Source organism: Shewanella sp. YLB-07, from assembly GCF_009377275.1.
Genome location: NZ_VOQB01000003.1, coordinates 67804 through 86354, shown reverse-complemented (window position 1 = coordinate 86354; position 18551 = coordinate 67804). Strand labels below are relative to the sequence as shown.

The window sequence follows — 18551 nt, the reverse complement described above, 5'->3', positions numbered from 1 at the left end:
GATTCGAGATGAAACTGTTATATAAGATTGAAGATAAACCCCCAATGGGTGTCAGTATTGTGTTGGCACTGCAGCATATGTTAGCCGCTATGGGGGCGATTGTTGCTGTCCCTCTAGTGGTTGGTTCCGCCATAGGTATGGCCACAGATGAGATGGTTATCCTGGTTAATGCCGCATTAATGGTCTCGGGCCTGGTGACCATTATTCAGTGTAAAGGTGCAGGCCCGGTTGGAATACGTTTACCCGTGGTGATGGGCACCAGTTTTACCTTTGTTGCCATCTCTATCTCCATCGGTCTGGAATCCGGGGTCTCGGCGATTTTTGGCTCGGCGTTAATAGGCTCGCTAGTGATGATAATTGGCAGTCGTTTTATGCCACAGATAAGAAAGTTATTTCCTCCCGTAGTCTCAGGCACCGTTGTTTTGCTTATTGGCTTAACGATTTTACCTGTGGCAGTAGATTGGTTCGCCGGTGGTTTTGTCGGCCAAGAGGGCTATGGAGATCATAATAACCTGCTGCTCGGCTTGCTGGTGTTGGTGGTGGTTATCGTCTTATCACAGCTAGGCAAGGGCATAGTCTCTGCAGCCGCCATCGTTATCGGTATGTTTGTCGGTTATCTGGTCGCGATCATGTTAGGTATTGTCGACTTCTCCCCGGTTGGTGCCGCCCCGGTATTTGCCTTACCCAGTCTACTTCCCTTCGGTCTCAGTTTTACCATCAGCGGCATAATCGGCATGTCTATCGCCTACCTGGTCACTATCATGGAGTCCACCGGCGACTTTTTAGCCCTGAGTGATGCGACCAATACTAAGTTAACTGGTGAGAAGCTTTCCAAGGGCATCTTATGTGATGGTCTGGGCAGCGCCTTGGCATCGACCTTAGGGACCACGCCATTCTCATCTTTTAGTCAAAATGTAGGTATCGTCTCGATAACAGGGGTCGCCAGCCGACATGTGGTGGCATTAACCGGTCTCATCATGGTGTTCGCCGGACTATTCCCCAAGATCGGTGCTCTGGTTGTCACCATACCTTCTCCTGTGCTCGGCGGTGCAGGCCTGGTGATGTTCGCCATGATCATCTCAGCGGGTATCGGTATCTTAGCTCGCATTAACTTCACTAAGCGCAACATGATGATCATAGCTGTAGGTGTCGCCTTTGGTATGGCAGTAACCTTCCGCCCCGAAATCCTCCACAGTTTTCCCGACTCAATTAGGGTGATTTTCAGCTCAGGTATCACAGCAGGCTCACTCGTTGCGTTGCTGCTTAACCAGGTGCTTAGGGTCAGTCGCTCCGATGAAGTTCAGTGTACGGCAGAGAAACGCGAGTCGTTGAAAGAGCAGATTGAAGAGAGTGAAGCTGAAAATTTGTCTAAACCTAAAAATTTGCCTGAATCTGATGTAAAAACGAATTATAAATATTAGTCTGTATTTTAATGCAATGAATTGATAATAAAAGATAAGTTGAGGTTTGGGATGGGATATAGTCACACGGTAAAAGTCATTAGAGCTTCGTTCCTGGATATTTTAAGCGTGGTAGATGATCCAGCAGACATCGAGGAAAATCTAAGGTTTATTGAAGATGGTCTGATGTTTGTTGCCAATGGACGCATAGAGTGGATCGGCACCTGGGAAGAGGGCAAAGACAAGATCCCTGCAGATGTCAGGGTGCGCAGTTATCCGGGGAAAATAGTCATGCCCGGGTTTATCGACACCCATATTCACTATCCGCAATCTGAGATGGTGGGTGCCTATGGTGAGCAGTTACTCGAATGGCTAGATAACTATGTTTTCCCCACTGAGGCGCGTTACAAAGACAAAGATTATGCCAAAGAGATGTCTGAGTTCTTTGTAAAACAACTGCTGCGCAACGGCACAACCACGGCCATGGTATTTGGTACCGTGCATCCTGAGTCAGTTAACTCACTGTTTGAAGTGGCTGAAAACATCAATATGCGCATGATAGCGGGTAAGGTGATGATGGACAGGAATGCACCTGACTATCTGCTGGATACGCCTGAGATTAGCTACAACCAGAGCAAGGAACTGATTGAGAAGTGGCATAAGCGTGGACGTCTGCTCTATGCCATCACGCCACGTTTCGCACCGACTTCATCCCCTGAGCAACTCGATGTCGCCGGTAGACTCAAGCAAGAGTTTCCCGATACTTATGTACACACTCATCTGTGTGAAAATAAGGATGAAATTAAGTGGGTTAAAGAGCTGTTTCCTGAGCGTGCCAGCTATTTAGATGTCTATCATCACCATGGGCTCACGGGACCTAAGAGTATATTTGCCCACAGCATTCACCTCGAAGATTGTGAGTGGGATTGTCTGCATGAGACAGATTCAGCGGTTTCTTTCTGTCCTACATCAAACCTGTATCTCGGCAGCGGCCTGTTTAAGTTACAGGAAGCCTGGAAGCGTAAGGTCAAGGTAGGCGTCGGCACCGATATTGGTGCGGGAACCACCTTTAGCATGATGCAGACCCTGAATGAAGCCTACAAGGTGATGCAACTGCAGGACTATCGTTTGTCTGCATTCGAGGCCTTCTATCTGGCGACATTAGGCGGGGCTAAGTCTCTGTCTTTAGATCACCTGATCGGTAACTTTGAGATAGGTAAGGAAGCCGACTTTGTGGTTATCGATCCCTGCGCGACCCCTTTACAGCAATTGAGATATGACAACTCTAAGTCGCTCGCCGATGAGCTGTTTGTGCTCATTACCTTAAGTGATGATCGCAGCATCTATCGTACCTATGTCGATGGACAATTAGTCTACGCACGCAATTAAGCGCGAGTCAGAAATTGGAATACTCGGCTGTTGCAGCCGAGTATATGTGGAAGTATGGGCCGAAAATAAAAGCTCAATAGTCATATTGAACTTTAATTTTAACATCAAGCCAAGGTATAAATCTTCGTCGTTCTATACCCTGGCGCCATTGCTTGAAGTCTGAGTAGACACTCGCATGATGTTATCAAGGCTCATATTTTGTGGCAAAAAGGAAGCAATGATATGACCGATAGTAATACAGTTGGAAATGAATCATTAGAACAAACTCAGTTAGCTTCAAAGAGTCCGCTAGACAATTACTTCGAGATAACCGAACGAGGGAGCACGGTCCGGCAAGAGTTAATTGCCGGTGTGACCACTTTCTTGGCTATGGTTTATTCGGTTATCGTGGTGCCCAGTATGTTGGGTATCGCAGGGTTTGATCCTGGCGCCGTTTTTATCGCTACCTGTCTGATCGCCGCGTTTGGTTCCCTGCTGATGGGCTTATGGGCAAAACTGCCGATGGCCATTGGTTGTGCCATCTCACTCACGGCATTTCTTGCATTCAGTCTGGTGCTGGGGCAAGGGGTCAGTATTCCTGTTGCCTTAGGTGCAGTCTTCCTTATGGGGGTCGTGTTTACCGGCATTACCGTGACCGGTATTCGTCAATGGATCTTAACTAATCTTCCATTTGGTATCGCTCACGGTACTGGCATCGGCATCGGCTTGTTTTTACTGCTCATCGCCGCCAATGGTGTAGGACTGGTGATAAAAAATCCCCATGAAGGTTTGCCCATTGCATTAGGTGAATTCACTTCATTGTCGGTGTTGATGTCCGTGATAGGTCTTGCGGCCATCTTGGGGCTGGAGAAACTCCGCGTACCTGGCGGTATCTTACTTGTGATCGTGGCTATCTCGGTATTTGGTCTTATCTTCGATCCTAATGTGGTTTATCAAGGCTTATTTGCCATGCCTGACTTTGGTGGTGAGAACTCCCTGATTGGCACTATGGATGTCATGGGGGCGTTGAACCCTATGATCTTGCCCACGGTATTTGCTCTGGTGATGACCGCTATCTTTGATGCTACGGGTACCATTCGTGCGGTAGCCGGTCAGGCCAATCTGCTGGATAAGGATGGGCAGATCATCAATGGTGGCAAGGCTCTGACTTCTGACTCTGTGACTAGTATTTTTGCTGGCATGGTCGGTGGTGCACCGGCTGCGGTCTATATAGAGTCAGCAGCGGGTACTGCCGCAGGCGGCAAGACAGGTTTAACTGCCACTGTGGTAGGTGGCTTGTTTATCTGTATGTTATTTTTGGCACCGCTTAGTTATCTGGTTCCGGCTTATGCCACAGCACCAGCCTTGATGTATGTCGGACTCTTGATGATGTCTAATGTCAGCAAGTTAGATTTCAAGGATTCGGTGGATGCATTATCTGGTTTGATGTGCGCCGTGTTTATCGTGCTGACCAGTAATATTGTTACCGGCATCATGCTGGGCTTTTTAGTGCTGGTGATAGGGCGGGTGACTTCAGGTGAATGGAAGAAACTCAACCTAGGTACGGTTATTATTACCATTACATTAGTTGCATTTTATATTGGCGGTTGGGCGATTTAGTATTAGTCTGACTCAGCTTTAAAACTGAGTCATGATATAAAGAGTTACTTTACACAAGTTTAACCACTTAAAAAAATAATAAGTTTGTCAATTACAGGTGAGGAATATGAACAATAAATGGATATTAGTAGCATTGCTAGCAAGCCCTACAGTATTTGCTGAAAGCTTAGTTCAATGGTCTGATTTCAGTGTGACAGCCCTTTACGGCGATAACTTTGAGGTCGACCCTGCGGAGCAAACCACCATCACGCTAGAAACCGCCGGCGGTTGGAAATACGGTGATTGGTTTGCGTTCCAGGATTTTATTTACTTCAATGATGCGCCAAGTGATAGTAATCACGTTAACTATGGTGAGTATGGTACTCGCTTTAGTGCCAGTAAGATTTTTGATAGCAAAATAGGTTTTGGCCCCTTAACGGATCTGTCTCTTGCACTGCAATATGAGCAAGGTTCTGCTGCGGCGAGTACCATGCTTTATGGTATAGGTTCAGATTGGGCTGTGCCTGGTTTTAGCTACCTTAATGTGAACGTCTATCAGCGCACCGAATTGAGTAATTCTGCAGGAGAACGAGGTGCCAGTGATGGTTGGCAGCTAACCCCAGCCTGGAGAATCGATTTTGGTGACACTGGCATAGTGTTCGATGGCTTTATTGACTGGGTATTTAGTCCATCTGAAGACTCTTATGAGCCTATGCTGCACATTAATCCACAACTTAAGTATGACTTAGGTGCCGTGATCAATGGTAAGAGCGGCCAATTTTATGTCGGTGTCGAATATGATTACTGGAAGAACAAATACGGCATACCCAATGGTATTCCCGGTCTTGAAGTTGACCAAAGTGTCTTCTCGCTCTTGATTAAGTATCATCTATAAGCGTTAACTTAACGCAGAACGGGATACAGCAATAATAAAGCCCTGACATGAAAGTGTCGGGGCTTTTTCTTGGTTGGTGGACGGCGGGATGACTCGTATCATCCAAGTATCTTTAACGTGAGGTTACCCCTTAGGGGCCGTCGCAAGCGAGTTTGTTCACCGAGATTGGAAAGATTACATAGGTTGAAATCAGGTTCATTTTTCTTTTAATTTTAAACAGAATTGAAAGCTAAATCTTGTATCGTTATATTTTTGGGTGGAGGCTGGCTTTGTTGAGATGACTAACGCGTGGAATACGAGCCCCCAAGGTCATGACTTCCATATTCCAATCTTTAGAAAAGTATTGGAACCGACAGAAATAGAATACAGTGCCATAGATCATTCTATAGGCCCATGCTCTGAGATTAAGTTGACGGAGAAAGTTGGCGTAATCATCGATTCTGTCGAGATCCTTCGCCTTAGCTGTCAGTGCGCGATTGAAGATAAAACAAAGGCCGGTGATTGGGTCCCGTCAGGTGAAGTTGTTACATATGACTGGGGGGTCAACATCAAGCTATCCGATGGAACTAGTGTCTCAATGACGACTGAAGATGACTCAATCCTGGGTGAGTTGATTATATCGCCGCTGGCTATTGAGCCTTACTACAAAGAAGATGTCTGGGTCGAACAACTTGATATTTGCCTACGATTAACTTAATTGGAAAATTAATAGTGCCACCCACATTAAATGCTGCCTGGATTTTCACATATTCCCTCAAAAAACCTCATTTTATTCATTTTAGCTAGTGTAAGTCAGGATTCCCCTATGTTATTGGATTCATGGGCAAGTGGAATATTGATAACTTGCCACAGACTTCATATGTTATTGATTAATAATGGCGGGCTCGATTTTTGGCTCGCTACTCTTGACTAACAGTGGTTAAGTGAGAGGTTGTTATGCCCCGCCCAAGATGAAGCCAAGTGAGTTTAGAAGACACGCCTATGTCCACTACTGCTCTCGTGTATCCAGACGTGCAATGCTGCTGGGAGATGATGAGGGCACTGGAAAAAACTATCACCATAGACATTACTGGGTTGAATCTCAGCACCATTTCGGTGATTTTATTTATTTTATCGTGATTCAATTTTATTGAGCTTCTGGTTAACTTGATTTTAATTATTTTAACTTGCAGGGAAGGTTATACTATTTTCACTGAGAAAGAGGTGGTTATAGGTTCTATGTGTTTGAATTAGTTGCTTATTATTAACTGAAAACGTGTCTATTTTCTATTGTCTATCTCTATCGGCTTATTGAGCCTTACGCCGCTGATCATATCACCTGTGGTTTTATTTCTGCTTCCTGTTTAGGTCATCTTCTGGAAATGAACCAACATGCATTTTGGGTATGAAATACGGTGAGATCTAATGCTGATGGATATTAATCCACTAGTGAAGAAGGGCGATGATTTAAATAGCTATACCAGTAGCATGATGGTGGAAGCTGCAACTGATTTTAAACGCCTATCTAAGTGTACAAGTTTTACTTGATCACAAAACACATCGTATTAACCGATGTAAACAGAGAACATACTCATGTATGAAAATGAAGAAAAAATAGTTAAAGCATTTATTATTGCCTCCATCGCTTGGGGGGTTGTAGCTATGTGTATAGGTTTATTGGCGGCTCTACAGTTATACCTGCCCCAATTAAACTTTGCCAATGAGTATATTAATTTTGGAAAAATAAGACCGCTGCATACGAACGGGGTCATTTATGGATTGGTTTGTAACTTTATTATAGGTATGTCGCTATATATTGTGGCTAAAACTTCATTAGTTAATCTAATATCCAAAGGTTTATCTTGGTTTTTGTTCTGGGGTTGGCAGATAACATTGATAATAGGCCTTATATCAATCGCTTTAGGTTATACATCAACCAAAGAATATGCTGAATTTACATGGCCGGTTGATATCGCTATTGTTGTCCTCTGGCTAACGTTTGGATATATATTTTTTGGAACACTAGCTAAAAGGAAAACAAATCATATATTTGTTTCAAACTGGTTTAGTGGTGGTGTTATTGTTGTTATAGCATTAATTTACTTGGTAAATAATTTATCCATCCCAGTATATGCATTTAAAGGTTACTCGATATTTTCTGGTGCTAGTGATGCGCTTGTACAATGGTGGTGGGGTCATAATGCGGTTGGCTTCTTATTGACAGCTGGCTTTGTTGGTACCAACTATTATTTTATTCCCAAGTTAGTTAACAGACCTATTTATTCATATCGACTTTCATTAATTACTTTTTGGGGATTAATTGGTTTTTATACTTGGGCTGGTACACACCACTTAATTGGTACATCAGTTCCAACTTGGATTCAAAATATTGGCATAGTGATGTCTCTTCTGTTGTGGATCCCTTCATGGGCTGGCGCATTTAATGCTTGGATGACCTGTACTTCCAATAAAGAGGAGATGAAAAAAAATCCCATTGTATGGTTTTTCTTATCGTCAATCGCCTATTATGCATTAGCAACATTTGAAGGCCCTCTTATGGCTATCAGATCGTTTAATACGATAGCGCACAATACAAGTTGGGTTATAGGACACGTTCACTCTGGCGCACTAGGTTGGGTTGCTATGACGTGTATCGCAACTTTCTACTATTTCATTCCACAGTTATATAAAAAAGAACTCTACTCATTTGGTCTAGTTAAGGTGCATTTTGTGCTAGCTCATTTAGGTATAACCTTCTATGTCGTTGCTCTTTGGATTGGTGGTATAGGTCAAGGTATTAAATCGTTAAGCCTCACTGATTCGGGTTCACTCACTTATACGTTTGTTGATATCTTACGGTTTATTGAACCTTATATGCTAGGGCGTGCAATTGGTGGTGCTCTGTTTATCTCCGGTATGTTGGTAATGATTTACAACCTAATCATGACTATAAATAATCCACAAAAAGCAATGATTAAAGGAGGTTGTTAATGGAAAATTCAATATCTAAATCTGTAAAAGCATTTATTACTATCACGACAGTCGTTGTTTTATTTTCATTCTTTGTGTGGGTTTTCCCAGGATTTTTCTTCACAAATGACCTTAAGGAAATCACAACGGCCAAACCATATACCGCCTTAGAATTAGCTGGGCGAGATGTTTATATGGCAGAAGGTTGTGTGGGGTGTCATACCCAGATGGTTAGAAACTTGGAGCCGGAAAGAAAAAGATATGGTCGTCCTAATAAAATGGAAGATGATGTTTATGAGTTTACCTTTTTGTGGAGCTCACAAAGAACAGGGCCAGACTTAACTAATATTGGTTTGAAATACACTGAAGGCTGGCACAAGCAGCATCTAATAAACCCTCAAGCAGTTGTACCTGCTTCAATCATGCCTCAATATCCGTGGCTTTTTGAAAAAGAGATTAACGGTAGTCATGTTGTTGCTTCAATGAAAGCGATGAAAAAACTAGGCGTTCCATATACAGACACTCAAATTGAAAACTCAGTAAACAAAGTTGAGGGTAAAACGAGAGGCGATGCACTTATTGCTTACTTAATGAGCCTCGGTGTGGATACACAGGAAAAAGCTGGAGATTTAAATTAATGGAATCCACAAAAATATTATCTAGCGTACTATCGATTATCTTCTTTTTTATCATGGTCGCAGTTATCTATTCGCAGTTTAAAAAAAACAAAACTGCAGATAGTAATAAAACAATAGAGCACTTTGATGGGATAGATGAAAAAGATGCTCCTATTCCTAAAGTTTTCTTTGCGGCCTATCTTATTGCATTTATAGGCGCCATTGTTTATGTCCTTCTATATCCAAGCTTGGCTTCCTGGAAAGGTTTTGTCGGCTGGACACAGGCCGATGACGCTTATGTAGCGAAATCAGTTGATATTAACAATGATATTAATGGCGCAATCAATGCTCATACTGATGAGGAAACATTCACGCTTTTACAAAAAGAACCTCTTGTTATACAAGAGGGTAAAGCAATATTTGGAGATAACTGTTCTGCTTGTCACGGTCTGGATGCAACAGGGCAGCATAACTATCCAAACTTAGTGGATAAAGACTGGTTATACGGCGGTTCACCTCAAGATATCTATACGACTATATATAATGGCCGTCACGGTAAAATGCCTGCTTGGAAAGAGGTATTGAACGGTGACGATATAGATGAACTTACGCAGTATGTTTCTCAGCTAAATAAAGGACCATTTGAAAGTAATGATCTTTTTGATGCTAATTGCTCATCATGTCACGGAAAAGATGCCCAAGGGACACATGGCATAGGTGCACCAAACTTAACGAATAATATCTGGCTTCATGGTTCAACCAAAGATGATATTAAGCGAGTTATTGAGAATGGCATGAGCAACACTATGCCTGCTTTTTCTGAGCGACTTACTAGAAATCAAATGTTGTCTTTAACCTCTTATATTCTCTCCCTACAAAATGAACCACAAGAAAATATCGGGCTTATGCAAGCGAAAACATATATTTTTTCTAGAAATGAAAAACCATTGCCCGCAGTGTTAGCCACTTGTGTGGGCTGTCATGGTGCAGATGGTCTTGGCGGTGTACCTGGGACGCCTAAACTAGCCGGTTTGAAAGAAGCTTATATCTATAATCAATTGAACTTGTTTGTATCAGGTTTAAGACAAAATACGACGATGCAAGGCATGACTGCAAACTTAAGTGTTGAAGATAAGTTGCTTGCTGCCAGCTATTTCAGCTCGCTAGATTCACCAGATATAAGTGAGATTTTCCCAGATAAATCTGCAGAAGGGCTGATTAAAGATCCTACTGAACGCCTAATATTCCAAGGTGATTGGCAACGAGCGCTCCCAGCTTGCGCTACTTGTCATGGTCAAAAAACGGAAGGTAACCCATCATTTCCAAGATTGGCAGGTCAATCTTCTGACTATTTAGAGAAGCAATTATTTGACTGGAGAACGGGTGTTAGATCTGGTGATCAAGGTCAAATGATGCAAAACGTGGTTAGAAAGCTGACAGATGATGAAATTAAATCCCTTTCGAAATATTTATCAAAAATTAAATAATCGCTGAGCTGGCTAAAGGCTAATAGATTGAAGGCTAGTGGATTTAAAGGTTAATAGATTTAAAGATTAATAGGATACCGTAATTATGAAAATGAATAAGTTAAGAAGGGAAATCATTAAAGCTGGGGGCTATGTCGCACTAGCTGCTGCGCCATTGACTGCTTTTTCCAAAGAGTTTATGAAAGATGGGAAAATGTATTCGGATGGTGAAGGGGTGAGCTATGCTGCTGGCCCTAAGCCCGTACTAAGTACATTTCCTCAAAAAGATGATCTTGTGATTGTACATACTAGACCACCTCATCTTGAGACTCCTTTTAATGTATTTAATGAAGGGTTAATAACACCCAATAATCGTTTTTTTGTTCGTTATCACTTAGCTGACTTACCTGTTGCCATAGACACTGATAAATATACCATTACTATCTCTGGAGCTGTTGATGAGGAAGTTACGCTAAGTTTGGCTGAATTAAAGTCGATTGAAGGCCAGCAAGAAATCGTAGCGGTACAACAATGTACTGGTAATAGCCGAGGTTATTCATCACCACGTGTTTTTGGTGCACAATTAAGTAATGGCGCAATGGGTAATGCGAAGTTCAAAGGTGTGCCACTTAAAAATGTGTTAGCGAAAGCAGGTATTTCAAGTGCAGCGAAAAGTGTCATCATAGATGGTTTGGATAAGCCGGTACGAGACACGACACCAGATTTCAAAAAATCATTACCTATTGACCATATTATGACCGGCGAACCTATGTTGGTCTGGGAAATGAATGGTGAGCCCTTACCATTTTTAAATGGATTTCCAGTTAAATTAATCGTGCCTGGTTGGTATGCAACATACTGGGTTAAGCATGTATCACATCTCAAAGTCATAGAGGATAAGTTTGATAACTTTGATGCGTTCTTTATGACGACAGCATACCGTCTACCAGATAACGATTCGAAGAGTGAATTACCAAATGAAAGGGCGAAAACGACGTTACCTGTAAATCGTTTCCCAATAAGAAGTTTTGTTACTAGTTTAGAAAATGGTGATGAAGTTAACGCTTCAAGCAGTATTGAAATTAAGGGAATTGCTTTTGACAGTGGTAGTGGTATAAAAAAAGTCGAAATGTCAGTCGATGGTGGCAAAAAATGGATGCAAGCGACACTTGGAGAAGATCTTGGTCGCTTTTCCTTTAGAGGTTGGAAGTTAAGCCATAATTTCAGTGAAAAAGGAAGAACACTTGTGATGGTCAGAGCAACAGGTAAGAGCGGTGAAACACAACCTGTAAATGCAACTTGGAATCATGGTGGTTATAACCGTAATGCTATTGAACGTACAAGTATTAAGGTGGTTTAGATGCGGTTTTTACTTATTATATTAACGCTATTTTCATTGACTGTTAAAGCTGAAGTCGTATCAATTTCATTACCTATGGATAATACAAAACTTAAGCCATTGGCATTACCCGGGTATGGGCTTGCGCAATCTAAATGTCACCTTTGTCATTCAGTTGATTATGTCATGTATCAACCACCAGAAATGGATCTAAAAGAGTGGACTGGTGAGATGTATAAAATGCGAAACGCTTACGGTGCACCTATCAGTATGGATGAAGCTAAGTTTATTGCCGCTTATTTGTCAGTCGCTTATGGGTCTGCAAAAGAAACCGATGAAGAAATAATAGCCTTAACTAAACTCGCTAACGCCAAAATAATCTATCATCCGGATAACTTAGATGTGCAATCGCTATTATCTGATAATGATTGCTTAACTTGTCATAAAGATTCGGAAGCTCTTTCTATCAAAGAGATGCGGTCTAAATATGAAGGCACAGATAATGCTGTAGATAGATTGGGAGTCGCTATTAAGTTAGGGGGTCTTGGCATGCCTAAGCCACCTATAAACCGCCATGAATCAGAAGCTATTGCAAAATTTATTCTTGATGAGGGGGGGAAATAGATCAGTTCCTGAAATCAGTGTAATTAGCTATCATTTATTGCAAATGATTAAACGTATGTACATCCAATCTCCCATAAAAGGCACTGAACATTTAACGCTCAGTGCCTTTTATTGGCAATGAGCGCCTTAATCACCTAAAGGAATTCACTTCGCGCCGACGGCATTTTTCTAAAGATTGTCAGTACCTTCAAACTGGCTGGTAATTTTGCTCGCTCTCTCTGTTTAAACCTGACTCTTTTTTATAAAGAACGAATAAGACCTGTCTGAATTTTCACATATTCCCTCAAAAACCTCATTTTATTAATTTTTGCTAGTGTAAGTTAGGATTTCCCACTGTAATTGGATTTATGGGTAAGTGGAATATTGATAGCTTGCCACAGACTTCATATGTTATTGATTAATAATGGCTGGCTCGATTTTTCCGATTTTTCATTGGCTCGATTTTTCAGAGCAAGACACAAAAACAAAAAAGGCGAATGCATGAAGCACTCGCCTTTCCATATTTAACTCTTAACTTATTTTGATTAAACCCCTGTTTTTAACAGGCTTATGATCCCTGCTACGCTGGAAAAATTAAACTTCTCCATCATGGCTGTGGCGCCTTTAATGAAGGTTGGTTTATGCTGGCGTACCACATGATAAACTTGAAAGCAGAGGTGTATATCACTCTCCGATAGGCCATTATTCTTATGGGCTATCACAGCTAAATAGCAGCGCAACATAAAGCAATCCAATACCAGTAATCTAAATGCAGACTGAGGTGAGTCACCTAAGGTAAGTGGAAAATATTCATGGTAAATATAGTACAGAATATAGCGTTTAAAGATATCGCCATGCTCCTCTAACGCAGGAGATGCGATGGCATGAGCGTAAGAGGAATGCTTGTCTGTATTCAGTGTATTAGGTTGTTTGTTAAGCGTGTACGGCTTCAAGCAACGTTTAAGAAATCGATAGGCTGAGTGTCTATTTCGTTTTTGAAAAATAAAAATCCAACGTTTCCCCTCGCTTATTAATAGCGCGGTACAGGTAAAACCATTGGCCTTTCACTTTGACGTAGGTTTCATCAAGTTGCCAGGATGAGTCTTTGCGGATGAACTGATACCGACGAAGCTTCTTTCGCAGCGCTGGGCTATATTCGATGAACTAGCGATAGAGTGTCGTGCGATGCACGGATATCCCTCGCTCTGATAACATGTCACTGAGGTTGGTATAACTCATTGGAGTGGAGCCATACCAACGAACAGACCAAAGGATCACTTCAGCAGCAAAGTGTTTCCATTTAAATTCAGGGTTGCTCATGCTGTGACGACTCTAGGAAGTAAACGAGTATATTCACCAATATCAACTATTTTTGCAACAACCCCGTTTTCGACAGAACCGCATAACTAGCCACACTAGAAATCATACTGAATTATATGTTCTATATTTCGCTCTGCTAAGGCAGCAATGGTGAAAGATGGGTTTGCGCCGCCTGTATTACCTGGAATTAATGCCCCATCCATCACGTACAAACCATCATAGCCATGCACGCGACCAAATAAGTCGGTGGCTTTATCTAATTCCATACCACCAACAGGGTGTGCACCGGTAAAAATGACGTCATTGAACCCTGGCGCTCCCACTTTCTGATTATTGGCTGAAGCCATTTGATCATTGATGGATCTTGCTGCATTTGTTGCATCTAGTTCTTTGCTTTTAGGGTAATACAACACACCATCATCTTTGGAGTTGTCGTAATAAATGTGGCCTCTGTTGTCCATATCAAATGTCACGGATAACAACATGGATACCCCGACTTCTACTACAGCCGCATTCGCCCAATTCTCTGCAAAAATGGGGCTATGGCTTGGGTCATTGCTATAAATGGCACTGGCCGATGGCGCTCCTTGAGGACCACCGGTTGGGAGAGTGATTTTTGGTTGACGGAAGGCCATACGGTTACCGTTATCGCCCCAGTTTTTTCCTACGTATTGATTTAATTGCGGGAGATCACCTCTTCCTTTGGCTCTGACCAGCAGTCGGGTCGTATGGTATGAACCTGCAGCCATGATCAATTTATCCGTGGTGAGGTGTGTCGTATGAATGACGTGCCCAAAGGGGTCATATTCGACGACTTCAAGGGTGTAGACGCCATTTTCAAAACGAATATTTTTTACTTCATGGTTATGATGGATGGAAACGTTCCCCGTTTTTTCAGCCATCGGAATATAGTTCTGACTGAGGTCGTTTTTTACCCCATTGCTGTTACCGAAGTTTGTTAACCCTCGAGTTGCGGAAGGGGTATATTGCTCCGTATATTCTCCTCTAACAATATCCCAATGCCAGTTTCCGGCGACCTTGTAAGGGGTGAACCCTGCATTTATGGCTTCATCATCCCAATCCCTGCTGTGTTTAAAGGCTGAGCTGTGGTAAATGTCACTGGGCATTTCACTTGCCTGCAATACATCTTGAACGCGTGGATAATAGACATCGTTCATCTCATCATAGGATAACCCCTCGGGATAGATCTGTTCCCAATATTCTCGCTTAGGTTTCACAGTCACGGCAGTATAGACCAATGAACCACCGCCAACGCCAGTCCCAAGAAGTAGGTCACTGCCCGTTGTGTAATTTTCACCAGGACGATTGATGATATCAATGACACCGCAGAACTTATTGATTTTGCGGGGAGAAATGGATTGAAAAAAAGGTAAATCGAAAGTCAATGCAGGAAAAGCTGTGGAGGTGCGATGCCAAAAACTGCGTCCGTCTGGAAACATATCATGTGCAAAAATATAACGTTTAGGATCGATGGGCCAACGGTTCCCTCTTTCAATGACAGCAGTTTTAATACCAGCTTCGCCTAGGCGCAGAGCACTGACAGCCCCCCCAAAGCCACTGCCGATTATAACCACAGGATAATGAGAGTCTAGTTGTGGTGGACGTTGAAAGAGCTCAGGCAATACTCGTCTATATTGGAATTTGAAAAAGAGTTGCAGCTGTTCCGCTTGTGCACTGAGTGGAAGACCACTTAGTGCCAATGTTGTCGAAAAAGCGAGAGTATTTTTGATGAATTCTCTGCGTTGCAACAAAGCCGTTTCTTCATTAATATTTTTAACGGGTGGTTGTGGTGCTAGTAGTGGTTGTGAAGGGGTTTTCATTTTATGATTCCATTTATATTCATTAATAATCAAGATATTATGCAATCCTAACTTTTATCATGCTTATTGCTCAAACAGGTATCCTCAGTGTTTATTTTTTTACGTAGTTGGGAAATTTTTAATTTCAGTAAAATCATTATTTTTGCGTATTAAACTTGAACGGGTGTGTAATTGATTTGTATGCTAAATAGGCGGGGTTGCTGCAAAAATAGAAGGCATTGGTAGACAATAACTAAGATGCCCATAACAACTGATGATTTTTTGAGCTGAACTAAGCTGAAATTATCACAATGAAATGAGGCCGCACTTAAGCTTGGGAATGAAAACCCCAAATCAAGTGCATGAAAAAGACCAGCAGCATTTGCTACTGGTCTGATAAAACCGTCAACCTATTTCAGGACGGGACAAACTCTTAATTTACCTTGGCTAAACCCCAGTTTTTAACAGGCTTATGATCCCTGCTACGCTGGAGAAATTAAACTTCTCCATCATGGCTGTGGCGCCTTTAATGAAGGTTGGTTTATGCTGGCGTACCACATGATAAACCTGAAAACAGAGGTGTATATCACTCTCAGATAGGCCATTATTCTTATGGGCAATCACAGCTAAATAGCAGCGCAACATAAAGCAGTCCAATACCAGTAATCTAAACGCAGACTGAGGTGCGTCACCTAAGGTAAGCGGAAAATATTCATGGTAAATATAGTAGAGAATATAGCGTTTAAAGATATCGCCATGCTCCTCTAACGCAGGTGATGCGATGGTATTCCATGCATGGTTTATCTTATCGATATCCACGGTTTTGTCGTCATTAAGCAAGGTACTGATAGCATCATTAACGGTCTTAAATCTTTCACCATCACGCCTTGGATGTACATCGATAAACATACCATGAATGGTTGCGAAAGCTTGCACCTGATGCTTATCAGCATATGCTAAGGTTTTATATTGCTCTTGCAGTACACCTTTCTCTGCCAACAACATCAGTTGCTCTAAACGAATATCTAACTGATCCGCGTCAACCTCATTTCCCCAGACTTTATCGGCAGTATTAATTAATAAACCGATCGCAAGCAGAGCTTGCTGCCAACTAAGGTGCTCATTGAGTAACAGATCGATGCTGTTATCGTAAGTTTTACTGGCCCAAAGAGGACTTGTACTTAAAAGGTTCTTTAAACCACTCTCTTTACGTTCAAACATAAAGGCATCGGGACTAAATAGGATCAGCCTTGCCGCCTCTGGGCAGGATAAATAGAGAGATTGATATTTATCCCCCTCTTTGACTAAGCTGGTTCTGGGATAGGTTTTACAGGTATCGCTTAGGGTATCTTCACCGGCTAAAGAGTGGATTTTACACAGTCGATTGACATCGAGGAAAGGGCATGCCCCATCTGAATCGGCACGAATTATCGCCCACTTATCATCACTTCGTTTAATTTTTTTCATGGCTGTTTTAGCCAATGTTTTCAAATCTCGATGAGCCACTGTTTTTTTATAGCTTTGCTTATCAATATAGATATTCCAACCGATACAGCAGCTATCTTCACAATCTGGGCCTATACAGCTAAAATCACTGACATATTTAGGGGTAACAATTCCGCTAGCCATTATCTTTCCAAAGCATCATGAGATATAGATATAAAATAGCAAAGTCAGCGAGTTAGTCAAATAAGGAATTGAGGGGATAGGAGTTAATAACTCTGGTTACTTTAACTGTTTATATCAAAATAACGAAGACACCCAAGATTGTCAGATGAAGATCCCTTGCCCTGGTTCAAAGTAGAAGTGCACCACTCATTTCAGTATAGATTTCAAAAGGTGTCTTGTAATTAAGACACTTTCTTGGCCTCGAATCAAGTGCATGAAAAAGACTAGCAGCTATTCGAAGTGGATAAGAGTAATAATATTAAAGATAAGCAGATCTTTAATAAGTGTTTATCTAGATTAAACATATAATTTTCTCCACAATTATCCAATCAATGAATAGTTGATATGAATCGTATTAACAATCAATTTAAAACGTTGACTGAACTTTATACTAGAATGCTATTGTTTAGATTAAATATTAGCATTCCAGTACAGAAGGTAATTATCAATAAAAGTTGTTTTTTTTTAGATTCTAGGCGGGGAAAGAAATGAAGTAACGAAGGGGAATAAGATCGTCAATAAAATAACGAAGACATCTAAGAGTGTCAATAAAATAACGAAGATACTCAATATTGTCAGATCAAGGTCCTTTTAGCCATTTTTCTTAGAATAATAATGAGTGTCTTGGTTATAGTTTTAATCTCTATTTCGAAGGCTAGAAGATTCCATTTTGAATCTAATTTCATAGAAGAGTGTGTTGATTGTTTATAACGGTCTGGTGTTTCGTAAGAGGTAAGTTATTCAAACCATGTTGCATTTTTTGTTTTGAGTTTTTATTTTAAGTAGAGCTTTTAAAAAATCTGTTTGTTTTTTGTAAAGTTCATCCGTTTCTTATTGCTTTATCGATAATTATTTAAGAGAATACCATTCGTATATCAATTAAAATGGAATTTTAAATATAATGAAACATTGTATAATATTAGCCGCACTCATCACTTCTCAAACTGTTTGTGCTACAGAGTTGGATTTTGTTTACCCCTCTAATGGAGAAGATATCGATAAATCAATTTTAGTGCAGTGTACTGTGGATGAAAGTACGTTATTTTCAGGCGAAGATTTGGAGAGAGCGATAAGGTTTAATATCCCGGAGCTGTTAGCAGGACTGGGTGATGGGAAACATGCTATAAGTTGTGATGTGACCAAGCAAGGTCGAAGTGAAGTCTATTCTATTGATTTTACAGCTATAAAGTTTAAGCGAGGCGAGTTTGGTAGCCAGGCTCCCATCTACTATAACTCCTACGGTTATGGCCTTGACCTAAATAGTAGAAGATCGGATTGTTACCTACCATCTGAATTGATTTTCGATGAAGAGTGTCTTGCACAATATTATGGTAGTGGTCAATATTATTTAAAAGGAATGAGTGGTCCAACAGATGTGCAGTGGCATTACCATGACTACCTGACGAGTGTCGGTATATTCATAGAAGCTAATCCAAAATTCAATCTGAATATATCTTCTGTTAAATAAAGTTATTTAAGCTTTGGCATTCGAATAAATTTATATCGA

Annotated in this window: 13 protein-coding genes and 1 pseudogene; 11 read left to right on the top strand and 3 right to left on the bottom strand. The window is 41.4% G+C overall.

The genetic code is table 11. The features are described from left to right. Positions 1–8 precede the first annotated feature (8 nt). The 10 genes from FS373_RS07205 (at position 9) to FS373_RS07155 (ending at position 12257) form a co-directional block, all read left to right on the top strand. Entirely contained in the window at positions 9–1421 is a 1413-nt protein-coding gene (locus tag FS373_RS07205) for a nucleobase:cation symporter-2 family protein (protein ID WP_152829169.1), read from the top strand. Between the two features lie 51 nt (positions 1422–1472). Next, the gene (gene guaD / locus FS373_RS07200) at positions 1473–2789 is read left to right on the top strand and encodes a guanine deaminase (protein WP_152829168.1); all 1317 of its coding nucleotides are present in this window, start codon (positions 1473–1475) and stop codon (positions 2787–2789) included. A gap of 222 nt (positions 2790–3011) precedes the next feature. Beyond that, a complete protein-coding gene (locus tag FS373_RS07195; protein WP_144045668.1) occupies positions 3012–4388 on the top strand; it encodes an NCS2 family permease in 1377 nt (458 codons plus the stop codon). 106 nt (positions 4389–4494) lie between these two features. Continuing rightward, positions 4495–5262: an outer membrane protein OmpK gene (locus FS373_RS07190; protein ID WP_144045669.1), complete on the top strand. Its 768-nt coding sequence runs from the start codon at positions 4495–4497 to the stop codon at positions 5260–5262. A 277-nt stretch (positions 5263–5539) separates the two neighbouring features. Next, complete coding sequence (locus FS373_RS07185; RefSeq protein WP_144045670.1) at positions 5540–5959, top strand: hypothetical protein; 420 nt, start codon at positions 5540–5542, stop codon at positions 5957–5959. Between the two features lie 875 nt (positions 5960–6834). Further along, positions 6835–8232, top strand: coding sequence for a cbb3-type cytochrome c oxidase subunit I (locus FS373_RS07175; protein ID WP_152829167.1), 1398 nt, complete (start codon positions 6835–6837; stop codon positions 8230–8232). Continuing rightward, a complete protein-coding gene (locus FS373_RS07170) occupies positions 8232–8849 on the top strand; it encodes a cbb3-type cytochrome c oxidase subunit II (RefSeq protein WP_144045671.1) in 618 nt (205 codons plus the stop codon). Before FS373_RS07175 ends, FS373_RS07170 begins: the two co-directional genes overlap by 1 nt. Then, a complete protein-coding gene (gene ccoP, locus FS373_RS07165) occupies positions 8849–10315 on the top strand; it encodes a cytochrome-c oxidase, cbb3-type subunit III (protein ID WP_144045672.1) in 1467 nt (488 codons plus the stop codon). Before FS373_RS07170 ends, ccoP begins: the two co-directional genes overlap by 1 nt. Positions 10316–10400: 85 nt before the next feature. Beyond that, on the top strand, positions 10401–11654 hold the full coding sequence (locus FS373_RS07160; RefSeq protein ID WP_144045673.1) for a molybdopterin-dependent oxidoreductase: 1254 nt from the start codon (positions 10401–10403) through the stop codon (positions 11652–11654). Then, positions 11655–12257: a c-type cytochrome gene (locus tag FS373_RS07155; protein ID WP_152829165.1), complete on the top strand. Its 603-nt coding sequence runs from the start codon at positions 11655–11657 to the stop codon at positions 12255–12257. 854 nt (positions 12258–13111) lie between these two features. Here FS373_RS07155 and FS373_RS31420 read toward each other — a convergent pair. From FS373_RS31420 to fliB, 3 genes and pseudogenes are all read right to left on the bottom strand, one after another. After that, positions 13112–13556, bottom strand: a pseudogene (locus tag FS373_RS31420) (IS6 family transposase); the annotation flags it as partial. Between the two features lie 95 nt (positions 13557–13651). Next, positions 13652–15397 carry a GMC oxidoreductase gene (locus FS373_RS07145; RefSeq protein ID WP_152829164.1) on the bottom strand — a complete coding sequence of 582 codons (1746 nt, stop codon included), beginning with the start codon at positions 15395–15397 and terminating at the stop codon, positions 13652–13654. A gap of 426 nt (positions 15398–15823) precedes the next feature. After that, a complete protein-coding gene (gene fliB, locus FS373_RS07140; RefSeq protein ID WP_152829162.1) occupies positions 15824–17005 on the bottom strand; it encodes a flagellin lysine-N-methylase in 1182 nt (393 codons plus the stop codon). A gap of 940 nt (positions 17006–17945) precedes the next feature. Between fliB and FS373_RS07135 the strand changes: the two genes are divergently transcribed. After that, entirely contained in the window at positions 17946–18512 is a 567-nt protein-coding gene (locus FS373_RS07135; protein WP_144045674.1) for a hypothetical protein, read from the top strand. Positions 18513–18551 lie beyond the last annotated feature (39 nt).